26 protein-coding genes are annotated in these 24,497 nt (G+C 71.3%); 17 read left to right on the forward strand and 9 right to left on the reverse strand.

The window, feature by feature from the left end:
• Together ACIRQF_RS25480 and ACIRQF_RS25485 are read left to right on the forward strand one after the other, a co-directional pair.
• Positions 1 to 501, forward strand: coding sequence for a PH domain-containing protein (locus ACIRQF_RS25480; protein WP_376629691.1), 501 nt, complete (start codon positions 1 to 3; stop codon positions 499 to 501).
• Entirely contained in the window at positions 498 to 2,066 is a 1,569-nt protein-coding gene (locus ACIRQF_RS25485) for a PH domain-containing protein (RefSeq protein ID WP_404095285.1), read from the forward strand. Before ACIRQF_RS25480 ends, ACIRQF_RS25485 begins: the two co-directional genes overlap by 4 nt.
• A gap of 13 nt (positions 2,067 to 2,079) precedes the next feature.
• On the opposite strand, the gene pgl is transcribed toward ACIRQF_RS25485, so the two are convergent.
• From pgl to tkt, 5 genes are read right to left on the reverse strand one after another with little or no spacing between them, the layout of a single operon-like run.
• Positions 2,080 to 2,862 carry a 6-phosphogluconolactonase gene (gene pgl, locus ACIRQF_RS25490; RefSeq protein ID WP_404095287.1) on the reverse strand — a complete coding sequence of 261 codons (783 nt, stop codon included), beginning with the start codon at positions 2,860 to 2,862 and terminating at the stop codon, positions 2,080 to 2,082.
• Positions 2,859 to 3,920: a glucose-6-phosphate dehydrogenase assembly protein OpcA gene (gene opcA / locus ACIRQF_RS25495; RefSeq protein WP_404095290.1), complete on the reverse strand. Its 1,062-nt coding sequence runs from the start codon at positions 3,918 to 3,920 to the stop codon at positions 2,859 to 2,861. Before opcA ends, pgl begins: the two co-directional genes overlap by 4 nt.
• On the reverse strand, positions 3,917 to 5,449 hold the full coding sequence (gene zwf / locus ACIRQF_RS25500) for a glucose-6-phosphate dehydrogenase (RefSeq protein WP_389754438.1): 1,533 nt from the start codon (positions 5,447 to 5,449) through the stop codon (positions 3,917 to 3,919). The genes opcA and zwf overlap by 4 nt, the downstream gene beginning before the upstream one ends.
• Before the next feature lie 5 nt (positions 5,450 to 5,454).
• Positions 5,455 to 6,573 carry a transaldolase gene (tal, locus tag ACIRQF_RS25505; protein WP_382480716.1) on the reverse strand — a complete coding sequence of 373 codons (1,119 nt, stop codon included), beginning with the start codon at positions 6,571 to 6,573 and terminating at the stop codon, positions 5,455 to 5,457.
• A gap of 36 nt (positions 6,574 to 6,609) precedes the next feature.
• The gene (gene tkt / locus ACIRQF_RS25510; protein ID WP_376629702.1) at positions 6,610 to 8,694 is read right to left on the reverse strand and encodes a transketolase; all 2,085 of its coding nucleotides are present in this window, start codon (positions 8,692 to 8,694) and stop codon (positions 6,610 to 6,612) included.
• Positions 8,695 to 9,026: 332 nt separating this feature from the next.
• Here tkt and ACIRQF_RS25515 point away from each other — a divergent pair, with 332 nt between their 5' ends.
• From ACIRQF_RS25515 to ACIRQF_RS25525, 3 genes are all read left to right on the forward strand, one after another.
• Positions 9,027 to 9,980 (forward strand): heme o synthase, encoded by a 954-nt coding sequence (locus ACIRQF_RS25515; protein ID WP_376629704.1) that lies wholly within the window; start codon positions 9,027 to 9,029, stop codon positions 9,978 to 9,980.
• Positions 9,981 to 10,080: 100 nt separating this feature from the next.
• Positions 10,081 to 10,401 (forward strand): hypothetical protein, encoded by a 321-nt coding sequence (locus ACIRQF_RS25520; protein WP_376629706.1) that lies wholly within the window; start codon positions 10,081 to 10,083, stop codon positions 10,399 to 10,401.
• A gap of 88 nt (positions 10,402 to 10,489) precedes the next feature.
• Complete coding sequence (locus tag ACIRQF_RS25525; protein ID WP_404095294.1) at positions 10,490 to 11,569, forward strand: amidohydrolase; 1,080 nt, start codon at positions 10,490 to 10,492, stop codon at positions 11,567 to 11,569.
• 101 nt (positions 11,570 to 11,670) lie between these two features.
• Here the strand turns inward: ACIRQF_RS25525 and ACIRQF_RS25530 are convergent, their stop codons facing one another.
• The 3 genes from ACIRQF_RS25530 to ACIRQF_RS25540 all read right to left on the reverse strand — a co-directional run bounded on the left by ACIRQF_RS25530 (position 11,671) and on the right by ACIRQF_RS25540 (position 14,423).
• The gene (locus ACIRQF_RS25530; RefSeq protein WP_404095297.1) at positions 11,671 to 12,639 is read right to left on the reverse strand and encodes a heme A synthase; all 969 of its coding nucleotides are present in this window, start codon (positions 12,637 to 12,639) and stop codon (positions 11,671 to 11,673) included.
• 87 nt (positions 12,640 to 12,726) lie between these two features.
• Entirely contained in the window at positions 12,727 to 13,491 is a 765-nt protein-coding gene (locus ACIRQF_RS25535) for an ABC transporter permease (protein WP_382480710.1), read from the reverse strand.
• Positions 13,488 to 14,423, reverse strand: a complete 936-nt coding sequence (locus ACIRQF_RS25540) for an ABC transporter ATP-binding protein (protein ID WP_382480707.1) — start codon at positions 14,421 to 14,423, stop codon at positions 13,488 to 13,490. The genes ACIRQF_RS25535 and ACIRQF_RS25540 overlap by 4 nt, the downstream gene beginning before the upstream one ends.
• Positions 14,424 to 14,509: 86 nt before the next feature.
• Here ACIRQF_RS25540 and ACIRQF_RS25545 point away from each other — a divergent pair, with 86 nt between their 5' ends.
• From ACIRQF_RS25545 to ACIRQF_RS25590, 10 genes are all read left to right on the forward strand, one after another.
• On the forward strand, positions 14,510 to 15,274 hold the full coding sequence (locus tag ACIRQF_RS25545) for a DUF72 domain-containing protein (protein WP_382480705.1): 765 nt from the start codon (positions 14,510 to 14,512) through the stop codon (positions 15,272 to 15,274).
• A 148-nt stretch (positions 15,275 to 15,422) separates the two neighbouring features.
• Positions 15,423 to 16,151: a helix-turn-helix transcriptional regulator gene (locus ACIRQF_RS25550; protein ID WP_382480703.1), complete on the forward strand. Its 729-nt coding sequence runs from the start codon at positions 15,423 to 15,425 to the stop codon at positions 16,149 to 16,151.
• Entirely contained in the window at positions 16,148 to 17,563 is a 1,416-nt protein-coding gene (sufB, locus tag ACIRQF_RS25555) for a Fe-S cluster assembly protein SufB (RefSeq protein WP_365341525.1), read from the forward strand. The genes ACIRQF_RS25550 and sufB overlap by 4 nt, the downstream gene beginning before the upstream one ends.
• A gap of 68 nt (positions 17,564 to 17,631) precedes the next feature.
• Entirely contained in the window at positions 17,632 to 18,813 is a 1,182-nt protein-coding gene (sufD, locus tag ACIRQF_RS25560) for a Fe-S cluster assembly protein SufD (protein ID WP_376629719.1), read from the forward strand.
• Positions 18,813 to 19,130, forward strand: a complete 318-nt coding sequence (locus tag ACIRQF_RS25565; protein ID WP_376629721.1) for a bifunctional 3-phenylpropionate/cinnamic acid dioxygenase ferredoxin subunit — start codon at positions 18,813 to 18,815, stop codon at positions 19,128 to 19,130. Before sufD ends, ACIRQF_RS25565 begins: the two co-directional genes overlap by 1 nt.
• Before the next feature lie 7 nt (positions 19,131 to 19,137).
• Positions 19,138 to 19,902: a Fe-S cluster assembly ATPase SufC gene (sufC, locus tag ACIRQF_RS25570; RefSeq protein WP_376629723.1), complete on the forward strand. Its 765-nt coding sequence runs from the start codon at positions 19,138 to 19,140 to the stop codon at positions 19,900 to 19,902.
• Complete coding sequence (locus ACIRQF_RS25575; RefSeq protein ID WP_376629725.1) at positions 19,899 to 21,167, forward strand: cysteine desulfurase; 1,269 nt, start codon at positions 19,899 to 19,901, stop codon at positions 21,165 to 21,167. Before sufC ends, ACIRQF_RS25575 begins: the two co-directional genes overlap by 4 nt.
• A 12-nt stretch (positions 21,168 to 21,179) precedes the next feature.
• Entirely contained in the window at positions 21,180 to 21,644 is a 465-nt protein-coding gene (sufU, locus tag ACIRQF_RS25580) for a Fe-S cluster assembly sulfur transfer protein SufU (protein WP_376629726.1), read from the forward strand.
• Positions 21,641 to 21,979 carry a metal-sulfur cluster assembly factor gene (locus ACIRQF_RS25585; protein WP_352186260.1) on the forward strand — a complete coding sequence of 113 codons (339 nt, stop codon included), beginning with the start codon at positions 21,641 to 21,643 and terminating at the stop codon, positions 21,977 to 21,979. Before sufU ends, ACIRQF_RS25585 begins: the two co-directional genes overlap by 4 nt.
• Positions 21,980 to 22,048: 69 nt before the next feature.
• Positions 22,049 to 22,414: a VOC family protein gene (locus ACIRQF_RS25590; protein WP_376629729.1), complete on the forward strand. Its 366-nt coding sequence runs from the start codon at positions 22,049 to 22,051 to the stop codon at positions 22,412 to 22,414.
• Here ACIRQF_RS25590 and ACIRQF_RS25595 read toward each other — a convergent pair.
• Positions 22,404 to 23,477, reverse strand: coding sequence for an oxidoreductase (locus tag ACIRQF_RS25595; RefSeq protein WP_404095305.1), 1,074 nt, complete (start codon positions 23,475 to 23,477; stop codon positions 22,404 to 22,406). The genes ACIRQF_RS25590 and ACIRQF_RS25595 overlap by 11 nt on opposite strands.
• A 61-nt stretch (positions 23,478 to 23,538) precedes the next feature.
• Here ACIRQF_RS25595 and ACIRQF_RS25600 point away from each other — a divergent pair, with 61 nt between their 5' ends.
• The gene (locus ACIRQF_RS25600) at positions 23,539 to 23,859 is read left to right on the forward strand and encodes a DMT family transporter (RefSeq protein ID WP_376629733.1); all 321 of its coding nucleotides are present in this window, start codon (positions 23,539 to 23,541) and stop codon (positions 23,857 to 23,859) included.
• On the forward strand, positions 23,859 to 24,455 hold the full coding sequence (locus tag ACIRQF_RS25605; RefSeq protein ID WP_404095308.1) for a TetR/AcrR family transcriptional regulator: 597 nt from the start codon (positions 23,859 to 23,861) through the stop codon (positions 24,453 to 24,455). The genes ACIRQF_RS25600 and ACIRQF_RS25605 overlap by 1 nt, the downstream gene beginning before the upstream one ends.
• Positions 24,456 to 24,497 lie beyond the last annotated feature (42 nt).

Here is a 24,497-nt window from a genome sequence, read left to right on the forward strand (position 1 = left end):
GTGACGGGGGAGAACGCGGTCCGGCTGCGCCCGCCCAGGAACGCCCTCGACCGGCGGGCCGTCGGCTGGTGGCGGGTGCAGCTGCTCGTCGCCACCGCCGTCCCGGCGGGCGTCCTGGCGGTGCTCGGCGCCTTCATCGGGCCGGCCAGGGCCTGGCTCCTGGGCGCCGCCGCCGCGGTGGCGCTGCTCGGGCTCGCCGCGACCGCGTTCCTCCCCGTCTGGTGGTTCCGGGTGCACCGCTGGGAGGTCACGGACGACGCCGTGTACGTCCGCACCGGCGCGCTGCGGCAGGAGTGGCGGATCGCCCCCATGTCCCGGATCCAGACCGTCGACACCGTGCGCGGTCCGCTGGAACAGGCCTTCCGGCTCGCCACCGTCACGGTGACCACGGCCTCCTCCCGGGGCGCGATCCGCATCGAGGGCCTGGACCACGAGCTCGCCGCCGAACTCGCGGAACGGCTCACCGCGATCACCCGGGCCACCCCCGGGGACGCGACATGAGCACCGCCGGGCCCGAGGAGGACTGGCGGCGGCTCGCCCCGCGCACCCTGCTCGCCGGCGTCGCCGTCCTGTGCGGCGTCGCCGGCGGCGCCGCGCTCCCCGCCTTCCTCAGCCTCTCCTCCGGCTCCCGGCCCCTGTGGCAGGCCGCGACCTGGGTCCTCGCCGGGGCCGTCTTGATCGTCGGTGGCGGCAGCGCCGCCGACCTGGTCCGGCTGCGCCGCACCCGCTACCGCGTGGGCCCGGACCGGGTCGACCTCCACACCGGGCTGCTCGTGGTCAAACGGCGCTCCCTGGCCCGCGAACGCATCCGCAGCGTCGACCTCACCGCCAACCCGCTGGAACGCCTCCTCGGCCTGGTCAAGGTACGGATCGGCACCGGCGAGCACACCGACGGCGAGTCCACCCTCGAACTCGACCTGGTCACCCGGGCCGAGGGCGAGCACCTCCGCCGCACCCTGCTCGCCCGCGCCGCCGGAGCGGTGACCGACCCCACGTACGACGGGCTCCTCGCCGGCCTCGACCCGCGCTGGATCCGCTACGCACCGGTGTCCTTCGTCGCCCCGCTGCTCGGCGGGGCCGCGGCCGGGGCCGTCATGCAGGTGAGCGACTGGTTCGGCGCGCAGGAGGAGGTCATCCACTGGATAGGCGACCGCTTCGAGGACGTGTCCCTGCCGTGGATGATCGTCGACCTGGCACTGCTCGCCACCGTCGCCGGGGTGATCGGCGCCCTCGGGCTGTGGATCGAGATGTGGTGGAACTACCGCCTGGAACGCGAACCCGGCGGCACGCTCCGGGTCCGGCGCGGCCTGCTCACCGCACGCTCCGTCTCCCTGGAGGAACGGCGTCTGCGCGGCGTCGAGCTCGTCGAGCCCCTCGGCGTACGCCTCTTCCACGCCGCCCGCGTCGACGCCGTGGCCACCGGTCTCGCCCAGGACGACGACGACCGGCACGGCGACCTCAAGAACCTGCTGCCGCCCGCGCCCCGGGCCGTCGCCGAGCGGGTCGCCGCGCAGGTGCTCCGCGAGGCCGAACCGCCCCTCGGGGCACCGCTCGCCGCCCATCCGCGTGCCGCCCGCGCCCGCCGGGTGCGCCGGGCACTGTGGGCCGGGCTCGGTCCGCCGGTGCTCCTCGCCGTGCTCGGGCTCCGGCTCACCCCGGTGCTGCTGTACGTCGCGGCCGGCGTCGGCGCGGTCCTCACCCCGCTCGCCCTGCTGCTCGCCCGCGACGCCTACCGCAACCTCGGACACGGCATCAGCGGCGCCTACCTGGTGACCCGTTCGGGTACCGTCCGGCGCTCCACCGTCGCCCTCCGGCGCACCGGGGTCATCGGATGGACCGTCAGGCAGTCCTGGTTCCAGCGACGCGCCGGGGTGCTCACGCTCAGCGCGACGACGGCCGCCGGGGAGGGCGCGTACGACGTCCACGACGCCGGCGAGAGCCAGGGCCTGGTCTTCGCCGCCGAGGCCGTCCCCGACCTCCTCGCACCCTTCCTGGAAACGCCGGAGGCCCGGTCCCCGGGGGACCCTCCGGACGAAGTCCGGGGGAGGGGAACCGGGCCGCCGTGACGTGCCCCGTGACTCAGGCCGAGGCCGGCGGGTACAGGCTCCGCGGCAGTTCCGACGCGGCCGCCGCGTCGAGCAGCCACAGCGTGCGCGAACGCCCGTAGGCACCCGCCGCGGGGGCCTGCACCTCGCCGGCACCGGACAGCGCGATGGCCGCGGCCTTCGCCTTGTCCTCCCCGGCCGCGAGCAGCCAGACCTCCTTGGCGGCGCGGATCGTCGGCAGGGTCAGCGAGATGCGGGTCGGCGGAGGCTTCGGCGCGCCGTGCACGCCCACCACCGTCAGCTCGGTCTCGCGGACCGCCGGCAGCTCCGGGAAGAGCGAGGCCACGTGCGTGTCCGGGCCGACGCCCAGCATCAGCACGTCGAAGGTCGGCACCCCGCCGTGGTCGCCGGGACCGGCCGCCGCGGCGAGCTCGGCCGCGTAGGCCGCGGCGGCGGCGTCGACGTCCGAACCGTAGGGACCGTCCGAGGCCGGCATCGCGTGCACCCGTGCCGGGTCCAGCGGGACGCTGTCGAGCAGCGCCTCGCGGGCCTGGGTGACATTGCGCTCCGGGTCTCCGGCCGGCAGATAGCGCTCGTCGCCCCACCACAGGTCGAGCCGCGTCCAGTCGATGGCGTCCAGGGCGGGCGCCGCGCGCAGGGCCGCGAGCAGCCCGTTGCCGTTGCGCCCGCCGGTGAGCACGATCGAGGCGGAGCCGCGGGCGGCCTGGGCGTCCACGATCTTGGTGATCAGCCGGGCCGCGGCGGCCTCGGCCATCAGCTCCTTGTCGCGGTGGACGACCAGCTGAGGGGTGCTCACTTGGTCGCCGCCTTCTTGGCCGGGGCCTTCTTGGCGGCTCGCTTCGGAGCCTCCTCGGCCTCGGTGACCTCCTCGGCCGCGACGACGTCCCCGGCCTCCGGCGCGGGCGCCGCGGGAGCGGTGGTGGCCGCCTCCTCGTCGAGCCGCTCCAGGCCGAAGCGCAGCGCCGAGGCGTAGGTGTCGTCCGGGTCGAGCCGGCGCAGTTCCTCCGCGATCAGCTCGGCCGTGTCCCGGCGCTTGAGCGCCACGGCACGGTCCGGCTGTCCCATGATCGAGAGCGTCGCGAGCGAGCCGTCCGGCCGGTCGAGCACGATCGGACCGGTGTTGGTCTCCATCCGTACGGAGGTGAGACCGGGACCCGCCGACTTGGAGCGCCGCACCGGGACGGTGAGCCGGTCGGCCAGCCACATCGCCAGCAGCTCGACGCTCGGGTTGAACTCCTCGCCCTCGACCTCGGCCGAGGTCACCTCGCAGGTGACCTGGTCGAGCGCGGCGGCCAGCATCGACCGCCACGGGGTGATCCGGGTCCAGGACAGGTCCGTGTCGCCCGGGGTGTAGGCGTCCGCGCGCGCGGTCAGCTCCTGGATGGGCTGCTCGGCGGCGTACGTGTCGGTCACACGGCGCTGGGCGAGGGCGCCCAGCGGGTCGTTCGCCGGGTCGGTCGGCGCGTTCACCGGCCACCAGACGACGACCGGCGCGTCCGGCAGCAGCAGCGGCAGGACCACCGACTGGGCGTGGTCGACGACCTCGCCGTACAGCCGGAGCACCACCGTCTCGCCGGTGCTGGCGTCGGCGCCGAGGCGGACCTCGGCGTCGAGCCGCGCCTTGGCGCGGTCCCGCGGGGTCCGCGAGACCCGCTTGATGACGACGAGGGTCCGCGAGGGGTGCTCGCGGGACGCCTCGTTGGCCGCCTTGAGGGCGTCGTAGGCGTTCTCCTCGTCGGTGACGATGACGAGGGTGAGCACCATGCCGACGGCCGGGGTGCCGATGGCCCGCCGCCCGAGCACCAGCGCCTTGTTGATCTTGGAGGACGTGGTGTCCGTCAGGTCGGTCTTCATGGCCGGCGCCAGCTCCTGCCGTCTCGTGCGAGCATCTCGTCCGCCTCGACCGGACCCCAGGTCCCGGCCTCGTACTGCGCGGGCTTCCCGTGGCTGTCCCAGAACTGCTCGATCGGGTCGAGGATCTTCCAGGACAGCTCGACCTCCTCCACACGCGGGAAGAGGTTGGAGTCGCCGAGCAGGACGTCGAGGATGAGCCGCTCGTACGCCTCGGGGCTGGACTCGGTGAAGGACTCGCCGTACGCGAAGTCCATCGAGACGTCCCGGATCTCCATCTGCGTACCCGGCACCTTCGAACCGAACCGCACCGTGACGCCCTCGTCCGGCTGGACCCGGATGACGATGGCGTTGCGGCCGAGCTCCTCGGTCGCGGTGTGGTCGAACGGGGAGTGCGGGGCGCGCTGGAAGACCACGGCGATCTCGGTGACACGACGGCCCAGCCGCTTGCCGGTGCGCAGGTAGAAGGGGACGCCAGCCCAGCGGCGGTTGTCGATCTCCAGCTTGATCGCCGCGAAGGTGTCGGTCTTCGACTGCGGGTCGATGCCGTCTTCCTGCAGGTAGCCGACGGCCTTCTCGCCGCCCTGCCACCCGGCCGCGTACTGGCCGCGGACGGTGGACTTCGCCAGGTCCTTCGGCAGCTTCACCGCGCCGAGCACCTTGGTCTTCTCCGCGGCGAGCGCGTCGGCGCCGAAGGAGGCGGGCTCCTCCATCGCGGTCAGCGCGAGCAGCTGGAGCAGGTGGTTCTGGATGACGTCACGGGCGGCGCCGATGCCGTCGTAGTAGCCGGCGCGGCCGCCGATGCCGATGTCCTCGGCCATGGTGATCTGCACGTGGTCGACGTACGACCGGTTCCAGATCGGCTCGAAGAGGGTGTTGGCGAAGCGGAGCGCCAGGATGTTCTGGACGGTCTCCTTGCCGAGGTAGTGGTCGATGCGGAAGACCGCCTCGGGCGGGAAGACCTCGTGGACGACCTCGTTGAGCTCCTTGGCGGAGGCGAGGTTGTGGCCGAAGGGCTTCTCGATGACCGCACGGCGCCAGGAGCCGTTCTTCTGGTCGGCCAGACCGTGCTTCTTGAGCTGCTGGACGACGAGCGGGAAGAACTTCGGCGGCACCGAGAGGTAGAACGCGAAGTTGCCGCCCGTGCCCTGCGCCTTGTCCAGCTCCTCGATGGTGGCCTTCAGCTGCTCGAAGGCGTCGTCGTCGTCGAAGTCGCCCTGGACGAAGCGCATCCCCTGGATCAGCTGCTGCCACACCTCCTCGCGGAACGGGGTGCGGGCGTGCTGCTTGACGGCGTCGTGGACCTCCTGCGCGAAGTCCTCGTCCTGCCACTCACGGCGGGCGAATCCGATCAGCGAGAAGCCCGGCGGCAGCAGACCCCGGTTGGCGAGGTCGTAGACGGCAGGCATCAGCTTCTTACGGGACAAATCGCCCGTGACACCGAAGATCACCAGACCCGACGGCCCCGCGATACGCGGGAGCCGTCGGTCTGCGGCGTCACGGAGCGGGTTGGCTCCGGTGACTGCGCTCAAGGTGACTAACCCTCCGAGGGTGCGCGGCGGGCGAGCTCCGCCTCGGTCGACTTCAGCAGGTCGTTCCAGGACGCCTCGAACTTGTCGACGCCCTCGTCCTCCAGGAGCTGGACGACGTCGTCGTACGACACGCCCAGCGCGGCCACGTCGTCGAGGAGCGAGCGCGACTCGTCGTACGTGCCGTGGATGGTGTCGCCGGAGACCTCGCCGTGGTCGGCGGTGGCCTCCAGGGTCGCCTCCGGCATGGTGTTGACGGTGTTCGGGGCGACCAGGTCCACCACGTACAGGGTGTCCTTGTAGGCCGGGTCCTTCACGCCGGTCGAGGCCCACAGCGGACGCTGCTTGTTGGCCTGCGCCTTGTCCAGGGCCGCCCAGCGCTCCGAGCCGAAGACCTCCTCGTACGCCTGGTAGGCCAGTCGCGCGTTGGCCAGGGCCGCCTTGCCCTTGAGGGCCTTGGCCTCGTCGGTGCCGATGGAGTCCAGGCGCTTGTCGATCTCGGTGTCCACGCGGGACACGAAGAAGGACGCGACGGAGTGGATCTTCGACAGGTCCAGGCCGCGCTCGCGGGCCTTCTCCAGACCGGCCAGGTAGGCGTCCATCACCGCGCGGTAGCGCTCGAGGGAGAAGATCAGCGTCACGTTGACGCTGATGCCGAGGCCGATGACCTCGGTGATCGCCGGCAGACCCGCCTTGGTGGCCGGAATCTTGATCAGCGTGTTCGGGCGGTCCACCAGCCAGGCCAGCTGCTTGGCCTCGGCGACGGTGGCCGTCGTGTCGTGGGCGAGCCGGGGGTCGACCTCGATGGAGACCCGGCCGTCCTGGCCCTGCGTCGCGTCGAAGACGGGGCGCAGGATGTCGGCGGCGTCCCTCACGTCAGCCGTCGTGATCATGCGGATGGCTTCTTCCACGGTCACCTTGCGGGCGGCCAGGTCGACGAGCTGCTGCTCGTAGCCGTCACCCGAGGAGATCGCCTTCTGGAAGATGGACGGGTTGGTGGTCACACCCACCACATGGCTCTGGTCGATGAGCTCGGCCAGATTGCCGGACGTGATCCGCTTGCGCGAGAGATCGTCCAGCCAGATCGCGACGCCTTCGTCGGAGAGGCGCTTGAGAGCGTCTGTCATGAGAGTTGCATCTCCATTAAGTCGTACGTATGTGCGTCAGCGCGCGGCGGCGTCGAGGGATTCCCGCGCGGCGGCCACGATCGCCTCCGGCGTGAATCCGAACTCGCGGAACAGGACCTTGGCGTCGGCCGAGGCACCGAAGTGCTCCAGCGAGACGATCCGGCCGGCGTCGCCGACGTACTTGTGCCAGGTCAGGCCGATACCGGCCTCGACCGCGACCCGCGCCTTGACCGAAGGCGGCAGGACGGAGTCCTTGTACTCCTGCCCCTGCTCCTCGAACCATTCCACCGACGGCATCGAGACCACACGGGTCGGGACGCCGGCCGCCTGCAGCTGCTCCCGGGCCTCGACGGCCAGGTGCACCTCGGAGCCGGTGGCGATCAGGACCACCTGGGCGTCGCCGTCGGCGTCGAACAGCACGTAGCCGCCCTTGGCCGTGTCCTCGTTCGGCGCGTAGGTCGGCACACCCTGACGGGTGAGCGCCAGGCCGATCGGGGTGCCCTTGCCGAACACCTTCGTGTGGCGACGGGTGATCTCGCGCCAGGCGATCGCCGTCTCGTTGGCGTCGGCCGGACGGACGACCGTCAGACCGGGGATCGCGCGCAGGGAGGCCAGGTGCTCCACCGGCTGGTGGGTCGGGCCGTCCTCGCCGAGACCGATCGAGTCGTGCGTCCACACGTACGTCACCGGCAGGTGCATCAGCGCGGACAGACGCACGGCGTTGCGCATGTAGTCGGAGAACACCAGGAAGGTGCCGCCGTAGACGCGGGTGTTGCCGTGCAGGGCGATGCCGTTCATCTCCGCGGCCATGGAGTGCTCGCGGATGCCGAAGTGGATCGTCCGGCCGTACGGGTCCGCCTCGGGCAGCGGGTTGCCCTCCGGGAGGAAGGAGGACGTCTTGTCGATCGTGGTGTTGTTCGAGCCGGCGAGGTCGGCCGAGCCGCCCCACAGCTCGGGGATCACCGCGCCGAGCGCCTGCAGGACCTTGCCGGAGGCGGCACGGGTCGCGACGCTCTTGCCCGCCTCGAAGACCGGGAGCTTCTCGGCCCAGCCGGCCGGCAGCTCGTTGGCCTCGATGCGGTCGAACTCGGCCGCCCGCTCCGGGTTGGCGGTGCGCCACTCGGCCAGCGACTTCTCCCACGCGGCGCGGGCCTCGCGGCCGCGGTCGCCGAGGGCGCGGGTGTGCGCGATGACCTCGTCGGAGACCTCGAAGGACTGCTCCGGGTCGAAGCCGAGCACGCGCTTGGTGGCCGCGACCTCGTCGTCGCCGAGCGCCGAGCCGTGCGCGGCCTCGGTGTTCTGGGCGTTCGGGGCCGGCCAGGCGATGATCGAGCGCATCGCGATGAAGGAGGGGCGCTCGGTCTCGGCCTCGGCGGCCTTGATCGCGGCGAACAGGGCGGCCGGGTCCAGGTCGCCGTTGGCCTGCGGCTCGACGCGCTGGACGTGCCAGCCGTACGCCTCGTACCGCTTCATCGTGTCCTCGGACACGGCGGTCTCGGTGTCGCCCTCGATCGAGATGTGGTTGTCGTCCCACAGCAGGATCAGGTTGCCGAGCTTCTGGTGTCCGGCGAGCGAGGAGGCCTCGGCGGAGATGCCCTCCTGGAGGCAGCCGTCACCGGCGATCACGTAGATGTGGTGGTCGAAGGGAGAGGCGCCCTGCGCGGCCGCCGGGTCGAACAGGCCGCGCTCGAAGCGGGCGGCCATCGCCATGCCCACCGCGTTGGCGACGCCCTGGCCGAGCGGACCGGTCGTCGTCTCGACACCCGCCGTGTGGCCGTACTCCGGGTGGCCCGGAGTCTTCGAGCCCCAGGTGCGGAAGGACTTCAGGTCGTCGAGCTCGAGACCGAAGCCGCCCAGGTAGAGCTGGGTGTAGAGGGTCAGGGACGAGTGCCCGGCGGAGAGCACGAACCGGTCGCGGCCCACCCACTCCGGGTCGGCGGGGTCGTGCCGCATCACCTTCTGGAAGAGGGTGTACGCGGCGGGCGCGAGGCTCATGGCCGTACCGGGATGGCCGTTTCCGACCTTCTGAACGGCGTCGGCGGCCAGGATGCGGGCGGTGTCCACGGCCCGCTGGTCCAGTTCGGTCCACTCGAGGTCTGTGGTCGTCGGCTTAGTGCTCACCCTGAGTCAGGGCTCCTCTCCGCATGTCTTGAGCCGGTGACTGAGGGTGTCCCGGCGATGTCGAGCCTACCCCTGGAATTCGCCCCTCTTTTCGTGTCCATGCCCCTCATATGAGCGCTCTCCCTGCAAGACTGCCGCCGGGCGTGGCAGTTCGCCTCCCGAGGGGACCGCGGCTGGTGTCCGCTCTTCGGGACGCGCCTCGGGTGACCCCCGCCAACACGACCCCACCCCCGCGAAGATCGGCGTATGGGCAACGTCTACAGTGGCGTGGTACGCGCAAGTCTTCACCCCGTCTTCATCCGGGGAGCTTGCTGGGAAATTCTCTGTCAGGGGTGTGCGTGACGGCCGTCGAGTCCCGACCCGCAGGGGTCGTCTTGACTCCCAGCCCGGGGGGCCGTAGGCCGTTCGGGGCCCGCGTCAAGGCATTCGTGGCGCTGACCAAGCCGCGGATCATCGAGCTGCTGCTCATCACGACCGTTCCGGTGATGTTCCTCGCCGAACAGGGCGTGCCCGACCTGTGGCTGGTGCTCGCCACCTGCTTCGGCGGCTATCTCTCCGCGGGCGGCGCCAACGCGCTGAACATGTACATCGACCGCGACATCGACGCCCTGATGGACCGCACGTCCCAGCGCCCGCTGGTGACCGGCATGGTCTCGCCGCGCGAGGGCCTGGTCTTCGGCATCACCCTCGCGGTGGTCTCCACCCTGTGGTTCGGGCTGCTCGTCAACTGGCTGTCCGCCTGGCTGTCGCTCGGCGCGCTGCTCTTCTACGTGGTCGTCTACACGATGATCCTCAAGCGGCGCACCAGCCAGAACATCGTCTGGGGCGGCATCGCCGGCTGCATGCCGGTGCTCATCGGCTGGTCCGCGGTCACGAACTCGATGTCCTGGGCCGCCGTCATCCTCTTCCTCGTCATCTTCTTCTGGACGCCGCCGCACTACTGGCCGCTGTCGATGAAGGTGAAGGAGGACTACGCGCGGGTGGGCGTCCCCATGCTCCCGGTGCTCGCCTCCAACAAGGTCGTCGCCAAGCAGATCGTGCTCTACAGCTGGGTCATGGTGGCGGTCTCGCTGCTGCTCACCCCGCTGGGCTACACCGGCTGGTTCTACACCGCGGTGGCGCTGCTGACCGGCGGCTGGTGGCTCTGGGAGGCGCACGGGCTGCTCAACCGGGCCAAGGCCGAGGTGACGGGCGGGAAGCTCAAGGAGATGCGCCTCTTCCACTGGTCCATCACCTACGTCTCGCTGCTCTTCGTCGCGGTCGCGGTGGACCCCTTCCTGCGCTGACCCCCGTACGACGTCCACCCTGCCGACGGCCGGGGCGCGTGGCCCACGCCACGTGGCCCGGCCGTCGCCAGTCGATCTACCCGCGAGTAGGCTCTTTCCCATGGCAGACACGAAGCAGGCGGAGCGCAAGGCGGCCAAGCTCGCCAAGGAGATCAAGGCCTTCTCCGGGAAGCACGGCGGCGCCGAGGGCCAGCTGGCCCACATCGGTCAGGCGGGCACCCGCATCGTCCTCGTCGGTGAGGACGGCGGCTGGGGCGACCTGGTGGCCCCGACCTACGCGATCGCGGAAGCGGCCGCCGAGAAGGCCGGTCTCACGCTCCACGAGGAGTTCGACGGCGAGTTCGCCGCCAAGGTCGTCACCGGCCCGTACGAGTGGACCCGGATGGCCGGTATCCAGCTCGGCGGCCCGGCCAACGCCTGATACCGCCGGGGCTCCGGAGGCGACAACCTCACGCGGGGCTCACCCGTTAGGAACGGTGCAAGCCCGTCCTCACGTGGGAGCCCCCCGAATGATCGACACTCCGAGCCTGGTGGACCAGTACTGCCACGGGGTGCTCCGTACGGAGCTCGGCCTCGGCACCTTTGAGACCCGTCTCGCCCCGGCCGAGGCCCCGCCCGCCGCCGGCACGACCTTCTTCGACACCCAGGCCGGCTTCGCCGTACGCCGCTGGTGTCCGCCGCTCCTCGGCCTCGAACCGCACTGCCCGCCCGCCCGCTACCTCGCCCGGCGCCGTGAACTCGGCGTCCTCGAAGCGGGGCGGCGCCTGCTGCGCGCCTCCGGCATCGGCACCTATCTCGTCGACACCGGGCCGCCCGGCGATCTGACCGGGCCCGCCGAGCTCGCCGCCACGGGCGGCGCCGCCGCGCACGAGATCGTCCGGCTCGAACTCCTCGCCCAGCGGGTCGCCGACACGTCGGGCACCGTCGACGCCTTCCTGGCCCGCCTCACCGAGGCCGTCCACGGGGCCGCCGCGGGCGCCGTCGCCTTCACCTCGGTGGCGGGCGTACGGGGCGGGCTCACGGCCGTCCCCGAGCCTCCCGGGCCCGGCGAGGTGCGCGGCGCGGCGGGGCGCTGGCTGGCCCGGCGCACGGCCGGCCAGGCGGTGGACGACCCGGTGCTGCTGCGCCATCTGCTGTGGGTCGCGGTCGGGGCGGGCCGTCCGCTCCAGCTGCACGTGGGGGAGCGGGACCCGGGCACGCTGGCCGGCTTCGCCGTCGCCACCGGCGGCCACGGCGCCGACCTGGTGCTGCTGCACGCCTATCCCTACCACCGCCAGGCCGCCCGGCTCGCCGGGCACTTCCCGCACGTCTACGCGGACCTCGGCCCGGTCGTCGCCCGCACCGGGGCCAGGGCGGCGGCGGTGCTGGCGGAGTTCCTGGAGCTGGCCCCCTTCGGCAAGCTGCTCTTCTCCAGCGGCGCCCGCGGTCTGCCCGAGCTCCATGTGGTGGCCGCCAGCGTCTTCCGCGGGGCGCTCGCCCGTGTGCTCGGCGAGTGGGTCGGCGACGGCTCCTGGTCCCGGCCGGACGCCCAGCGGGTCGCCGGCCTGCTCGCCGCGGGGAACGCGCGGCGGGTGTACCGCCTCGGGTAGGCCTTCCGGCCTGCCGGCGGGTCGTCGTGGGCGGCGAGCGGCCGGCCGGTCCGCGCCTCCTCCGGGGCCCGGCCCTGGCCGGCCCCCGGACCGGCCTCGGCTCAGGCCGTGGCGAGCTCGGCGTCCGGCTGGGCCGGGATGTCCGCCGTGACCGGCGGGCGCTCGCGCAGGCTCAGGGCCAGGCGCAGCACGGCGATCCACAGGAGCGCGGAGCCGAGCATGTGCGCGGCGACCATCAGCTCCGGGACGCCCGTGAAGTACTGGACGTAGCCGATGACACCCTGCGCGAGCAGCACGATCAGCAGGTCGCGGGCGCGGGCCCGGGTGTCGTCCGGAGCGTCCACCACCCTCAGGACCAGCCACATCGCCAGGGCCAGGGCGCAGACCACCCAGGCCGCGACGGCGTGGATGTGCGCGGCGTTCGTCCAGTCCCAGGGCATGCGCGGCACGTCGCTGCTGTCGCCCGCGTGCTTGCCGGCGCCGGTCACCGTGGTGCCGAGCGCGATGAGCAGCGCGGAGACGCCGGTGATGGCCCAGGACAGCTTGCGCACCGGGCCCGGGACCCGCGGCTTCGGGGCGGTGTCCCCCTCGGCGGTGCGGTGCCAGGTGACGACGGCCACCGTGAGCAGCGCGTTCGCGGCCAGGAAGTGGCCGGCCACGGTCCACGGGTTGAGGCCCATCCACACGGTGATGCCGCCGATGACGGCGTTGCTCATCACCAGCCAGAACTGCGCCCAGCCCAGCCGGGTGAGCGAGCGGCGGCGGGGCTTGGCCGAGCGCGCGGCGACGATCGCCCAGCCGACGGCGGCCGACAGGACGTAGGTCAGCATCCGGTTGCCGAACTCGACGAGGCCGTGGAAGCCCTGCTCGGCGGTGACGATGAGGCTGTCGTCCGTGCACTTGGGCCAGGTGTCGCAGCCGAGACCGGAGCCGGTCAGCCGGACCGCGCCGCCGGTGACGATGATGACGACGCTCATCACGACGGCGGAGAGCGCGGCGCGCCGGAGGACCCGGGGGGAGGGGGTCCAGCGCTGGGCGATGAAGGCGAGGGGGGTCTGCACGGTCCACATCGTAGGCGGGGCCTTGTGCACGCTTTCACGAGGGGGTGCTTACGGGGCGAGTCACCCCGAAACGTCACCGGTCCGCTACTCCCGGCGTCACTCCCAGCGGAAGAAGCGCGCCGCCGCGCCGAGACCGAGCACCGCCCAGACGGCGAGGATGAGCGCGTCGCCCCACGGCATCGCGGCGCCCTGCTGCAGCACGTCCCGCAGCCCGTCGGAGAGCGCGGAGATCGGCAGGAACGCGAGCACGTCCCCCGCGGCACCGAACTTCTCCAGCGGCACCATCACGCCGCCGCCGACGAGCAGCAGCAGGAAGACCAGGTTCGCGGCGGCGAGCGTCGCCTCCGCCTTGAGGGTGCCGGCCATCAGCAGCCCCAGCCCGGAGAAGGCCGCGGTGCCGAGGACGAGCAGCACGAACACCGAGAGCGGGTTGCCGTGCGGCGACCAGCCGAGGGCCAGGGCGATCACGGTCAGGAGCGCCACCTGGAGCACCTCCGTGACGAGCACCGCCAGCGTCTTGGCGCTCATCAGCGCCCAGCGCGGCAGCGGCGAGGCGGCGAGCCGCTTGAGCACCCCGTAGCGCCGCTCGAAGCCGGTGGCGATGGCCTGCCCGGTGAAGGCGGTGGACATCACGGCGAGGGCGAGGACGCCCGGGGCGAGGAAGTCGACGGCCTTGCCGGTGCCGGTGTCGACGATGTCCACCGTCGAGAAGAGCACGAGCAGGAGGGAGGGGATGATCACCGTGAGGAGCAGCTGCTCGCCGTTGCGCAGCAGCATCCGGGTCTCCAGGGCCGCCTGCGCGGCGATCATCCGCCCGACCGGCGCGGCCCCGGGCCTCGGCGCGTACGTACCCGTGCTCATCCGCGCAGCTCCTTGCCGGTCAGTTCGAGGAAGACGTCTTCGAGGGTGTGACGCTCGACGGAGATCCGGTCGGGCATCACGCCGTGCTGGGCGCACCAGCTGGTCACGGTGGCGAGCAGCTGGGGGCCGACCTCGCCGGTGATCCGGTAGCTGCCGGGCAGCGGCTCGGCGGCGGAACTGCCGTCGGGCAGCGCCTTGAGCAGCGAGCCGATGTCGAGTCCGGCGCGTCCGGTGAAGCGCAGGGTGTTCTCGGCGCCGCCGCGGCACAGCTCCTCGGGGCTGCCCTGGGCGACGACCCGGCCGGCGTCGACGATGGCGACGTCGTCGGCGAGCTCCTCCGCCTCGTTCATGAAGTGGGTGGTCAGGACGACCGTCACGCCGTCGGCGCGCAGCTCGCGGACCAGGTCCCAGGTGGCGCGACGGGCCTGCGGGTCGAGTCCGGCGGTCGGCTCGTCCAGGAAGACCAGCTCGGGCCGGCCGACGACCGCCATGGCGAGCGAGAGGCGCTGCTGCTGGCCGCCGGAGAGGCGCCGGTAGGTGGTGCGGCCGCAGGAGCCGAGGCCGAGGCGCTCGATCAGGGCGTCCACGTCCAGCGGCTGGGCGTGGAGTCGGGCCATGTGGCGGAGCATCTCGTCGGCGCGGGCGCCGGAGTAGACGCCGCCCGACTGGAGCATCACGCCGATCCGGGGCCGCAGGGCGGCGGCGTCGGCTACCGGGTCGAGGCCGAGGACGCGTACGGTGCCGGCGTCCGGCCTCCGGTACCCCTCGCAGCTCTCGATCGTGGTCGTCTTGCCGGCCCCGTTGGGTCCGAGGACGGCGGTGACGGTGCCCTCGCGGACATCGAGGTCGAGGCCGTCGACGGCGGTCTTGGTTCCGTACCGCTTGACCAGGCCCCGGACCCGGACCACGGACTCGCCGGACTCGTTTCGCATGCCGGGAAGTCTAAGGACCCGCCGGGACCTCCCGGCGGGCGGCCCCGGACGGGCCTGGATCCGGCCGGAGCGGGCATGCGCCCGGTATGGCGGTTTTCGTCGGCACGTCCGGCTGGCAGTACCGGGACTGGCGGGGCGTCCTGTACCCGGAAGGCGTGCCCGCGCGGCGGTGGCTGGAGGAGTACGCGCGGAGCTTCCCCGTGGTGGAGAACAACAACGCCTTCTACCGGCTGCCGGAGCGCGCGACCTTCGCCGCCTGGCGGGAGCGGACGCCCGAGGGCTTCGTCATGGCGGTCAAGGCCAGCCGCTACCTCACCCACGTGAAGCGTCTGCGGGACCCCGAGGAACCGGTCGGACGGCTGCTGGGGCGCGCTGAGGCGCTGGGCGACCGGCTCGGTCCCGTGTTGCTCCAGCTGCCGCCGACGCTGCGGGCGGACGCCGGGCTCCTGGACGCGGCGCTCGGCTGCTTCCCGGCGGGGGTGCGGGTGGCGGTCGAGCCGCGGCACGACTCGTGGTGGACGGAGCGGATCGCAGGGGTCCTTTCCGGCCACGGTGCCGCACTGTGCTGGGCCGACCGGGGTTCGCGCCCGGTGACCCCGCTGTGGCGGACGGCCGACTGGGGGTATCTGCGGCTGCACGAGGGCCGCGCGCGACCCTTCCCGTCGTACGGCCGGCAGGCGCTGCTGACCTGGGCGGACCGGTTGGCCGGGACCTGGGGCGACGGCGCCGAGGTCTTCGTGTTCCTCAACAACGACACGGGCGGCGCGGCGGTCCGCAACGCGGAATCTTTCGTCCGTGCCGTGGAGGCCCGGGGGCGTACCGCAGTGGCACCGGCGGGTCGCGGCGAGTAGCCGGAAACCGCTGGTCAGAGGGGGCGCCATTCGTCCTACGTATGATCGTTTCCGCAGGTCAGGTAAGCCTTACCTGCGTGACGTACCGCACCGTCGTCCGCCGGGACCTCGCTTGTCAGTCCCCGATTAATTACGCAACAATGGCGTTGTGAAAAACGTCGGTGAGGCTCCCTCGGAGGAACTCGCGACCGGTGAGCGATCGACGCGCAACCGGGTCGCGCGGTCCATCCTGGACCACGGACCCTCGACCGTCGCCGACCTGGCGCAGCGGCTCGGCCTCACCCAGGCCGCCGTCCGCCGCCACCTCGACTCGCTGGTCACCGACAACGTGGTGGAAGCGCGCGAGAAGCGGGTCTACGGCGCCCGCACCCGGGGCCGCCCGGCGAAGGTCTTCGCGCTCACCGACTGCGGCCGGGACGCCTTCGACCAGTCGTACGACACGCTGGCCGTCGAGGCGCTGCGCTGGATCGAGCGCAACGCCGGCGGAGAGGCGGCCGTCGCCGCCTTCGCCCGCGACCGGATCGAGGCGCAGGCCGAGTCGTACCGCGAGGCCGTCGAGTCCGCCGACCCGGACCAGCGCACCGAGGCTCTGGCCAAGGCGCTGACCGCCGACGGGTACGCTGCCACTGCGCGCAACGCGCCGGTCGGCGAGCAGCTCTGCCAGCACCACTGCCCGGTCGCCCACGTCGCCGAGCAGTACCCGCAGCTGTGCGAAGCGGAGACGGAGATCTTCTCCCGCCTCCTCGGGACCCACGTCCAGCGCCTGGCCACCATCGCGCATGGTGACGGCGTCTGCACGACGTTCATCCCGCACGGCGCCCCACAGACCACTCCATCCACAGCATCTGCAAGCACGGCCGGGAGGAACCCCGCATGACCACCGAGATCAGCCACCCCGAGCTCGAGGGCCTGGGTCGGTACGAGTACGGCTGGGCCGACTCGGACGCGGCGGGTTCCGCCGCCAAGCGAGGCCTCTCCGAGGACGTCGTCCGCGACATCTCCTCGAAGAAGAACGAGCCCGAGTGGATGCTGAAGCTGCGGCTCAAGGGCCTCAAGCTCTTCGGCAAGAAGCCCATGCCGACCTGGGGCTCCGACCTGTCCGGCATCGACTTCGACAACATCAAGTACTTCGTGCGGTCCACCGAGAAGCAGGCCGAGTCCTGGGAGGACCTGCCGGAGGACATCAAGAACACGTACGACAAGCTCGGCATCCCGGAGGCGGAGAAGCAGCGCCTCGTCGCCGGTGTCGCGGCCCAGTACGAGTCCGAGGTCGTCTACCACCAGATCCGCGAGGACCTGGAGGAGCAGGGCGTCATCTTCGTCGACACGGACACCGCGCTGAAGGAGCACGAGGAGCTCTTCAAGGAGTACTTCGGCACCGTCATCCCGGTCGGCGACAACAAGTTCGCCTCCCTGAACACGGCCGTGTGGTCCGGCGGATCCTTCATCTACGTCCCCAAGGGCGTGCACGTCGAGATCCCGCTGCAGGCCTACTTCCGTATCAACACGGAGAACATGGGCCAGTTCGAGCGGACGCTGATCATCGTCGACGAGGACGCCTACGTCCACTACGTCGAGGGCTGCACCGCCCCGATCTACTCCTCCGACTCGCTGCACTCCGCGGTCGTCGAGATCATCGTGAAGAAGGGCGGCCGCTGCCGCTACACGACGATCCAGAACTGGTCGAACAACGTCTACAACCTGGTGACCAAGCGCGCCGTCGCGTACGAGGGCGCCACCATGGAGTGGGTCGACGGCAACATCGGCTCCAAGGTCACCATGAAGTACCCGGCCGTCTACCTGATGGGCGAGCACGCCAAGGGCGAGACCCTCTCCATCGCCTTCGCCGGCGAGGGCCAGCACCAGGACGCCGGCGCCAAGATGGTCCACATGGCCCCGAACACCTCCTCCAACATCGTCTCCAAGTCGGTGGCGCGAGGCGGCGGCCGCACCTCCTACCGCGGTCTCATCGAGATCGGCGAGGGTGCCCCGGGCGCCAAGTCGAACGTGCTCTGTGACGCCCTGCTCGTCGACACGATCTCCCGCTCGGACACGTACCCGTACGTGGACGTCCGCGAGGACGACGTCTCCATGGGTCACGAGGCCACCGTCTCCAAGGTCTCCGAGGACCAGCTCTTCTACCTGATGAGCCGTGGCCTCACCGAGTTCGAGGCGATGGCCATGATCGTCCGCGGCTTCGTCGAGCCCATCGCGAAGGAGCTGCCGATGGAGTACGCGCTGGAGCTGAACCGGCTGATCGAGCTGCAGATGGAAGGTGCGGTCGGCTGATCGCCGCCCCCGCCCCGAACGCAGCGACTGATTCCTTTTTGACGCAGGAAGAGAGCAACACGACAGCCATGGCTGAGGCTCAGAACATCCCGGCGGGCTCCACCACCGCCGGCTCGATCGCGGTGGCCGCCGAGTCCACCGTCGCCACGCGCATGAGCGCCCCGCCGTCCTTCGACGTCGCGGACTTCCCGGTGCCGCACGGCCGTGAGGAGGAGTGGCGCTTCACCCCGCTGGAGCGGCTCCGCGGCCTGCACGACGGCACCGCCGTCGCCACCGGCGAGGGTGTCCGTGTCGAGGTCGAGGCCCCCGAGGGCGTCACCGTGGAGACCGTGGGCCGCGACGACGCGCGCCTCGGCAAGGCCGGCACGCCGGTCGACCGGGTCGCCGCCCAGGCGTACACCTCCTTCGAGAAGGCCTCGGTCGTCACCGTCGCCAAGGAGGTCGTGCTCACCGAGCCGATCCGCATCGCCGTGCACGGCGAGGGCGGCGTCGCCTTCGGCCACCAGGTGATCGAGCTCGGCGCCTTCGCCGAGGCCGTCGTCGTCATCGACCACACCGGCGACGCGGTGCTCGCCGCCAACGTCGACTACGTGCTCGGCGACGGCGCCAAGCTCACCGTGGTCTCCGTCCAGGACTGGGACGAGAAGGCCGTCCACATCGCCCAGCACAACGCGCTGGTCGGCCGCGACGCCTCCTTCAAGTCCGTCGTGGTGACCTTCGGCGGCGACGTGGTCCGCATCCACCCGCGCGTCACCTACGCCGCCCCCGGCGGCGAGGCCGAGCTCTTCGGCCTGTACTTCACCGACGCCGGGCAGCACCAGGAGCACCGCCTCCTGGTCACCCACAACGTCCCGCACTGCAAGTCCAACGTGGCCTACAAGGGCGCGCTGCAGGGCGAAGGCGCGCACGCCGTGTGGATCGGCGACGTCCTCATCGAGGCCAAGGCCGAGGGCACCGACACCTACGAGCTCAACCGGAACCTGGTCCTCACCGACGGTGCCCGGGTCGACTCGGTGCCGAACCTGGAGATCGAGACCGGCGAGATCGCCGGCGCCGGCCACGCCTCCGCCACCGGCCGCTTCGACGACGAGCAGCTCTTCTACCTGATGTCGCGCGGCATCCCGGCCGCCGAGGCCCGCCGCCTCGTCGTCCGCGGCTTCTTCGCGGAGCTGGTCCAGCAGATCGGTCTGCCGGACGTCGAGGAGCGCCTCATCGCCAAGATCGAGGCCGAGCTGGAGGCGTCCGTCTGATGGCCTTCGTCCGCGTCTGCGCGCTGAGCGAGCTGGAGACCGACACCCCCAAGCGGGTCGAGGTCGACGGCACGCCGGTGTCCGTCGTCCACACCGACGGCGAGGTGTTCGCGATCAACGACATCTGCTCGCACGCGAACGTCTCCCTCTCGGAGGGCGAGGTCGAGGACTGCGCCATCGAGTGCTGGCTCCACGGCTCCAGCTTCGACCTCCGCACCGGCAAGCCGTCCGGCCTTCCCGCGACGCGCCCCGTCCCCGTATACCCCGTAAAGATCGAAGGGGACGATGTGCTCGTCTCCGTCACCCAGGAGTCCTGAGTCACCCATGGCAACGCTTGAAATCCACGACCTGCACGTCTCCGTCGAGGCCGAGAACGGTCCGCGTGAGATCCTCAAGGGTGTCGACCTGACCATCAAGCAGGGCGAGACCCACGCCGTCATGGGCCCGAACGGCTCCGGCAAGTCGACCCTGGCGTACTCGCTGGCCGGCCACCCGAAGTACACGATCACCGGCGGCACCGTCACCCTCGACGGTGAGGACGTCCTGGAGATGTCGGTCGACGAGCGCGCCCGCGCCGGTGTCTTCCTGGCCATGCAGTACCCGGTCGAGGTCCCGGGCGTCTCGGTCTCCAACTTCCTCCGCACCTCCGCCACCGCCGTCCGCGGCGAGGCCCCCAAGCTGCGCACCTGGGTGAAGGAGGTCAAGGAGGCCATGGAGCAGCTCCAGATGGACCCGGCCTTCGCCGAGCGCAACGTCAACGAGGGCTTCTCCGGCGGTGAGAAGAAGCGCCACGAGATCCTCCAGCTCGAGCTGCTCAAGCCGAAGATCGCGATCCTCGACGAGACCGACTCCGGCCTCGACGTCGACGCGCTGCGCATCGTCTCCGAGGGCGTCAACCGCGTCCGCGAGACCGGTGAGGTCGGCACCCTGCTGATCACGCACTACACGCGGATCCTCCGCTACATCAAGCCCGACTTCGTGCACGTCTTCGCGAACGGCCGCATCGTCGAGTCCGGCGGCGCCGAGCTCGCCGACCAGCTGGAGAACGAGGGTTACGACAAGTACGTGAAGGGTGGCGCATCCGCGTGACTTCCGCCCATCAGGGGCTGACCGGCCTCCTCGACACCGAGGCGATCCGCAAGGACTTCCCGCTGCTGGATCGTCTGGTCCACGACGGCAAGAAGATCGTGTACCTGGACTCCGCGGCGACCTCGCAGAAGCCGCGCCAGGTCCTCGACGCGCTCAACGCGTACTACGAGCGGCACAACGCGAACGTGCACCGCGGCGTCTACACGGTCGCCGAGGAGGCCACCGCGCTGTACGAGGGTGCCCGCGACAAGGTCGCCGCCTTCATCAACGCGCCGAGCCGCGACGAGGTGATCTTCACCAAGAACGCCTCCGAGTCGCTCAACCTCGTGGCCAACATGCTGGGCTGGGCCGACGAGCCCTACCGCGTGGACCACGAGACCGAGATCGCCATCACGGAGATGGAGCACCACTCCAACATCGTGCCGTGGCAGCTGCTCGCGCAGCGAACCGGCGCGAAGCTGAAGTGGTTCGGCCTCACCGACGACGGCCGTCTCGACCTCTCGAACATCGAAGAGGTCATCACCGAGAAGACCAAGATCGTCTCCTTCACGCTGGTCTCGAACCTGCTGGGCACGATCAACCCGGTCGAGACGATCATCCGCCGCGCCCAGGAGGTCGGTGCGCTCGTCTGCATCGACGCCTCCCAGGCCGCGCCGCACATGGTGCTCGACGTGCAGGCGCTGCAGGCCGACTTCGTGGCCTTCACCGGCCACAAGATGTGCGGTCCGACCGGCATCGGCGTGCTGTGGGGACGGCAGGAGCTCCTGGAGGACCTGCCGCCGTTCCTCGGTGGCGGCGAGATGATCGAGACCGTCTCGATGCACTCCTCCACCTACGCGCCGGCCCCGCACAAGTTCGAGGCGGGCACGCCCCCGATCGCCCAGGCCGTCGGCCTCGGCGCGGCCGTGGACTACCTGTCGGCGATCGGCATGGAGAACATCGCGCGCCACGAGCACGCGATCACCGAGTACGCCGTCCAGCGCCTCCAGGAGGTGCCGGACCTGCGGATCATCGGCCCCACCACGGCCGAGGACCGCGGCGCGGCGATCTCGTTCACGCTCGGGGACATCCACCCGCACGACGTGGGCCAGGTCCTCGACGAGGAGGGCATCGCCGTCCGGGTCGGTCACCACTGCGCCCGCCCGGTGTGCCTCCGGTACGGAATTCCCGCGACCACGCGAGCGTCGTTCTATCTGTACTCCACTCCGGCCGAGGTCGACGCCCTGGTCGCGGGCCTGGAGCACGTCCGTAACTTCTTCGGATAGGGCGGCTGACCTGTGAAGCTGGATTCGATGTACCAGGACGTCATCCTGGACCACTACAAGCACCCGCACGGCCGGGGCTTGCGGGACGGCGACGCCGAGGTGCACCACGTCAACCCGACCTGCGGCGACGAGATCACCCTCCGCGTGAAGTACGAGGGCGACCGCATCGCGGACGTGTCGTACGAGGGTCAGGGCTGCTCCATCAGCCAGGCCTCGGCATCCGTGCTCAACGAGCTGCTCGTCGGCAAGGAGCTGGCGGAGGCGCAGAAGATCCAGGGCACGTTCCTGGAGCTGATGCAGTCCAAGGGCCAGATCGAGCCGGACGACGCGATGGAGGAGATCCTGGAGGACGCGGTCGCGTTCGCCGGTGTCTCGAAGTACCCCGCCCGGGTGAAGTGCGCGCTGCTCAGCTGGATGGCGTGGAAGGACGCGACGGCCCAGGCGCTGGGCTCCGACGCGGAAGGGAAGACGGCATGACCGAGAACGCCGAGGCCACGATGAAGCCGGCCTCCGAGGAAGAGATCCGCGAGGCGCTGTACGACGTCGTCGACCCCGAACTGGGCATCGACGTCGTCAACCTCGGCCTGATCTACGGCATCCACATCGACGACTCGAACGTCGTCACGCTGGACATGACCCTGACGTCGGCGGCCTGTCCGCTGACCGACGTGATCGAGGACCAGGCGAAGGCCGCCACCGACGGCATCGCCAGCGAGCTGAAGATCAACTGGGTCTGGATGCCGCCGTGGGGTCCTGACAAGATCACGGACGACGGCCGCGAGCAGCTCCGCGCGCTCGGCTTCAACGTCTGAGCCGACCGTCGCACGACGAGGCCCCCGGTGAGTGATCACCGGGGGCCTCGTCGTGTCAGACTGACGGCCATGGCCGTTCGCATGTACCACCTCGTCGTCGACTCGCACGACCTGCCCGCGCAGGCCCGCTTCTGGGCGGCGGTGCTGGACTGGCGGATCCTGTACGAGGACGAGCACGAGATCGTCATCGGCGCCGACGAGCGTGCGCTGCCGGGCATGTGCTTCCTCCCCGTGTCCGAGAAGAAGACCGTCAAGAACCGTCTGCACATCGACCTGACGCCCGACGACCGGGACGCCGAGGTCGAGCGGATCATCGCGCTCGGGGCGACCCGGGTGGACGTGGGTCAGGGCGAGGACGCGACCTGGGTGGTCCTCGCCGATCCCGAGGGCAACGAGTTCTGCGTGCTCCGGCCCAAGGCCACGCTCATCGACTGACGGGCGGTTCCGCGGCCGTCTGCGCCAGCAGCGGGGCCAGGTTCTCCTTGCGGATGCGCTGGTCGACGTAGAGGAGGCCGGAGACCAGGGGCTGGAACGGGGCCGCGACGGCCTGGACCAGGAGCTGGGCCACGGCGGCGACCGCCAGCATGCCGCCGAGCGCGGAGAGCACCTCGCCCACGGACGGCGGCTCCTCGCCGAGGCCGACCGTCGACATCGGGACGGCGGCCGCCTGCGAGATGACCTGCTGGATCACGCCGGCGACCATGCCCACGATCAGGCCGGTGGCGAGCGTGCAGCCGAAGACCCGCCACCAGGAGCCCTTGACCAGCGCGGCGGAGCGGCGCAGGGAGGCCACCGCGCCCTGGCCCTCGATGACGGCGACCGTCGGCGCGAGGCTGTACCTGATCCACAGCCAGAGGCCCAGCGGGACGAGCGCGAGGGCGGCCAGGAAGAGGAACAGGCCCCCGAGGGCGAAACCGACGCCCTCGTCGCCGTCGTCGAGGCCCATGATCATGGACGTCATCACCAGGCCGACGGCGGCTGCGAAGAGCACCACCGGCAGGACCGTGGCCAGCATCGCCAGGAAGACCGAGCCGACCACCGCGCCCAGCCGTGACCAGGCCCGGCGCCAGACCGTCCCGAACGCGATCGGGCGGCCGAGCACCGCCTCCTGGACCACGGCCGGCACGGCCGCGTAGACCAGGCCGCCGCAGACGATGTAACCGGCCATGGCGACGAGCCAGACGCAGAGGAAGGCGATGACCAGCGGGCGGACGTCGGCGTAGACGGGATCCTGGCCGGCGGGCAGGTCGATCAGCCGCCGCACGTCGTCGCCGACGGCGGCCCACGCCAGCAGCAGGGCCGCGCCGACCAGCACGCCGGCGGCCGTGTAGGCGGCGACGGCGACCCCGAGCAGCGGCTTCCAGTAGCGCCCGTAGGTGGTGAAGGTGCTGGTCAGGATGTCGCTGAAGTTCAGTGGCGCCAGGGGTATGACGCCGGGCTTCGGCGGGGGCGGCGGGGGAGCGTAGCCGTATCCGTACGGCCCCGAGGGGTATGTCATGCGCACACCGTATCCGCAGAGTTTGTGTACGCGCGTACACAGCATCCGTACACTCGTACACATGGGATACGGACTCCTCGCGGGAGCCATAGCGGCCGAGATCGTCGCCACCACCTCCATGAAGTACAGCGAGGGGTTCACCAGGCTCGCACCCTCGCTGATCACCGGCGCCGGTTACCTCCTCGCCTTCGCCCTCCTCGCCCAGGCGCTCAAGACCCTGCAGGTCGGCACCGCCTACGCGATCTGGTCCGGCGTCGGCACCGCGGCCGTCGCCGCCATCGGCGCCCTCTTCCTGGGCGAGTCCATGGGCCTCGCCAAGATCGCCGGCATCCTCCTGATCATCGCCGGGGTCGCCGTCCTCAACCTCGGCGGCGCGCACTGATGGCGCGTCCCCGCCGCCACGACCCCGACCGGCGCGAGCGGATCGTCGACGCCGCACTCAGGGTCGTCGGACGGGACGGGATCGCCGGGCTCAGCCACCGCACGGTGGCCGCCGAGGCCGATGTGCCGCTCGGCTCCACCACGTACCACTTCGGCTCCCTCGACGAACTCCTCGTCGCCGCCCTGCGCCGGGTCAACGCCACCTTCGCCGACGAACTCCGCGACAGCCCCGCGCTCACCGGCCCGGACCTCGCCGGAGGCCTCGCCCGGATCACGGGACAGTGGCTCGGCGGGGAGCGGACCGGGGTCGAGCTGGAGTACGAGCTGTACCTGGCCGCGCTCCGCCGCCCGGCCCTGCGGCCCGTCGCAGCCGAGTGGGCCGACGCCGTCGTCGCCGCGCTCGCCCCGCGCACCGGCCCGGTCACCGCCCGGGCGCTCGTCGCGCTGCTGGACGGCATCTCCCTGCAGGTGCTGCTGACCGGCGGCACCTACGACGAGGGGTACGCGCGCGAGATGCTGTCCCGGATCCTGAACGAAGCCCCGAAGGGCTCGGTCCCCCGCTCGTCGGAAGCCACGGACGACCGGACCGACACCTGAGACCGGTTGGCCCGCGCGGGGCCCCGACCGTTAGGTTTTCCG

The organism is Streptomyces sp. NPDC101191 (assembly GCF_044767915.1).
Lineage (GTDB): Bacteria > Actinomycetota > Actinomycetes > Streptomycetales > Streptomycetaceae > Streptomyces.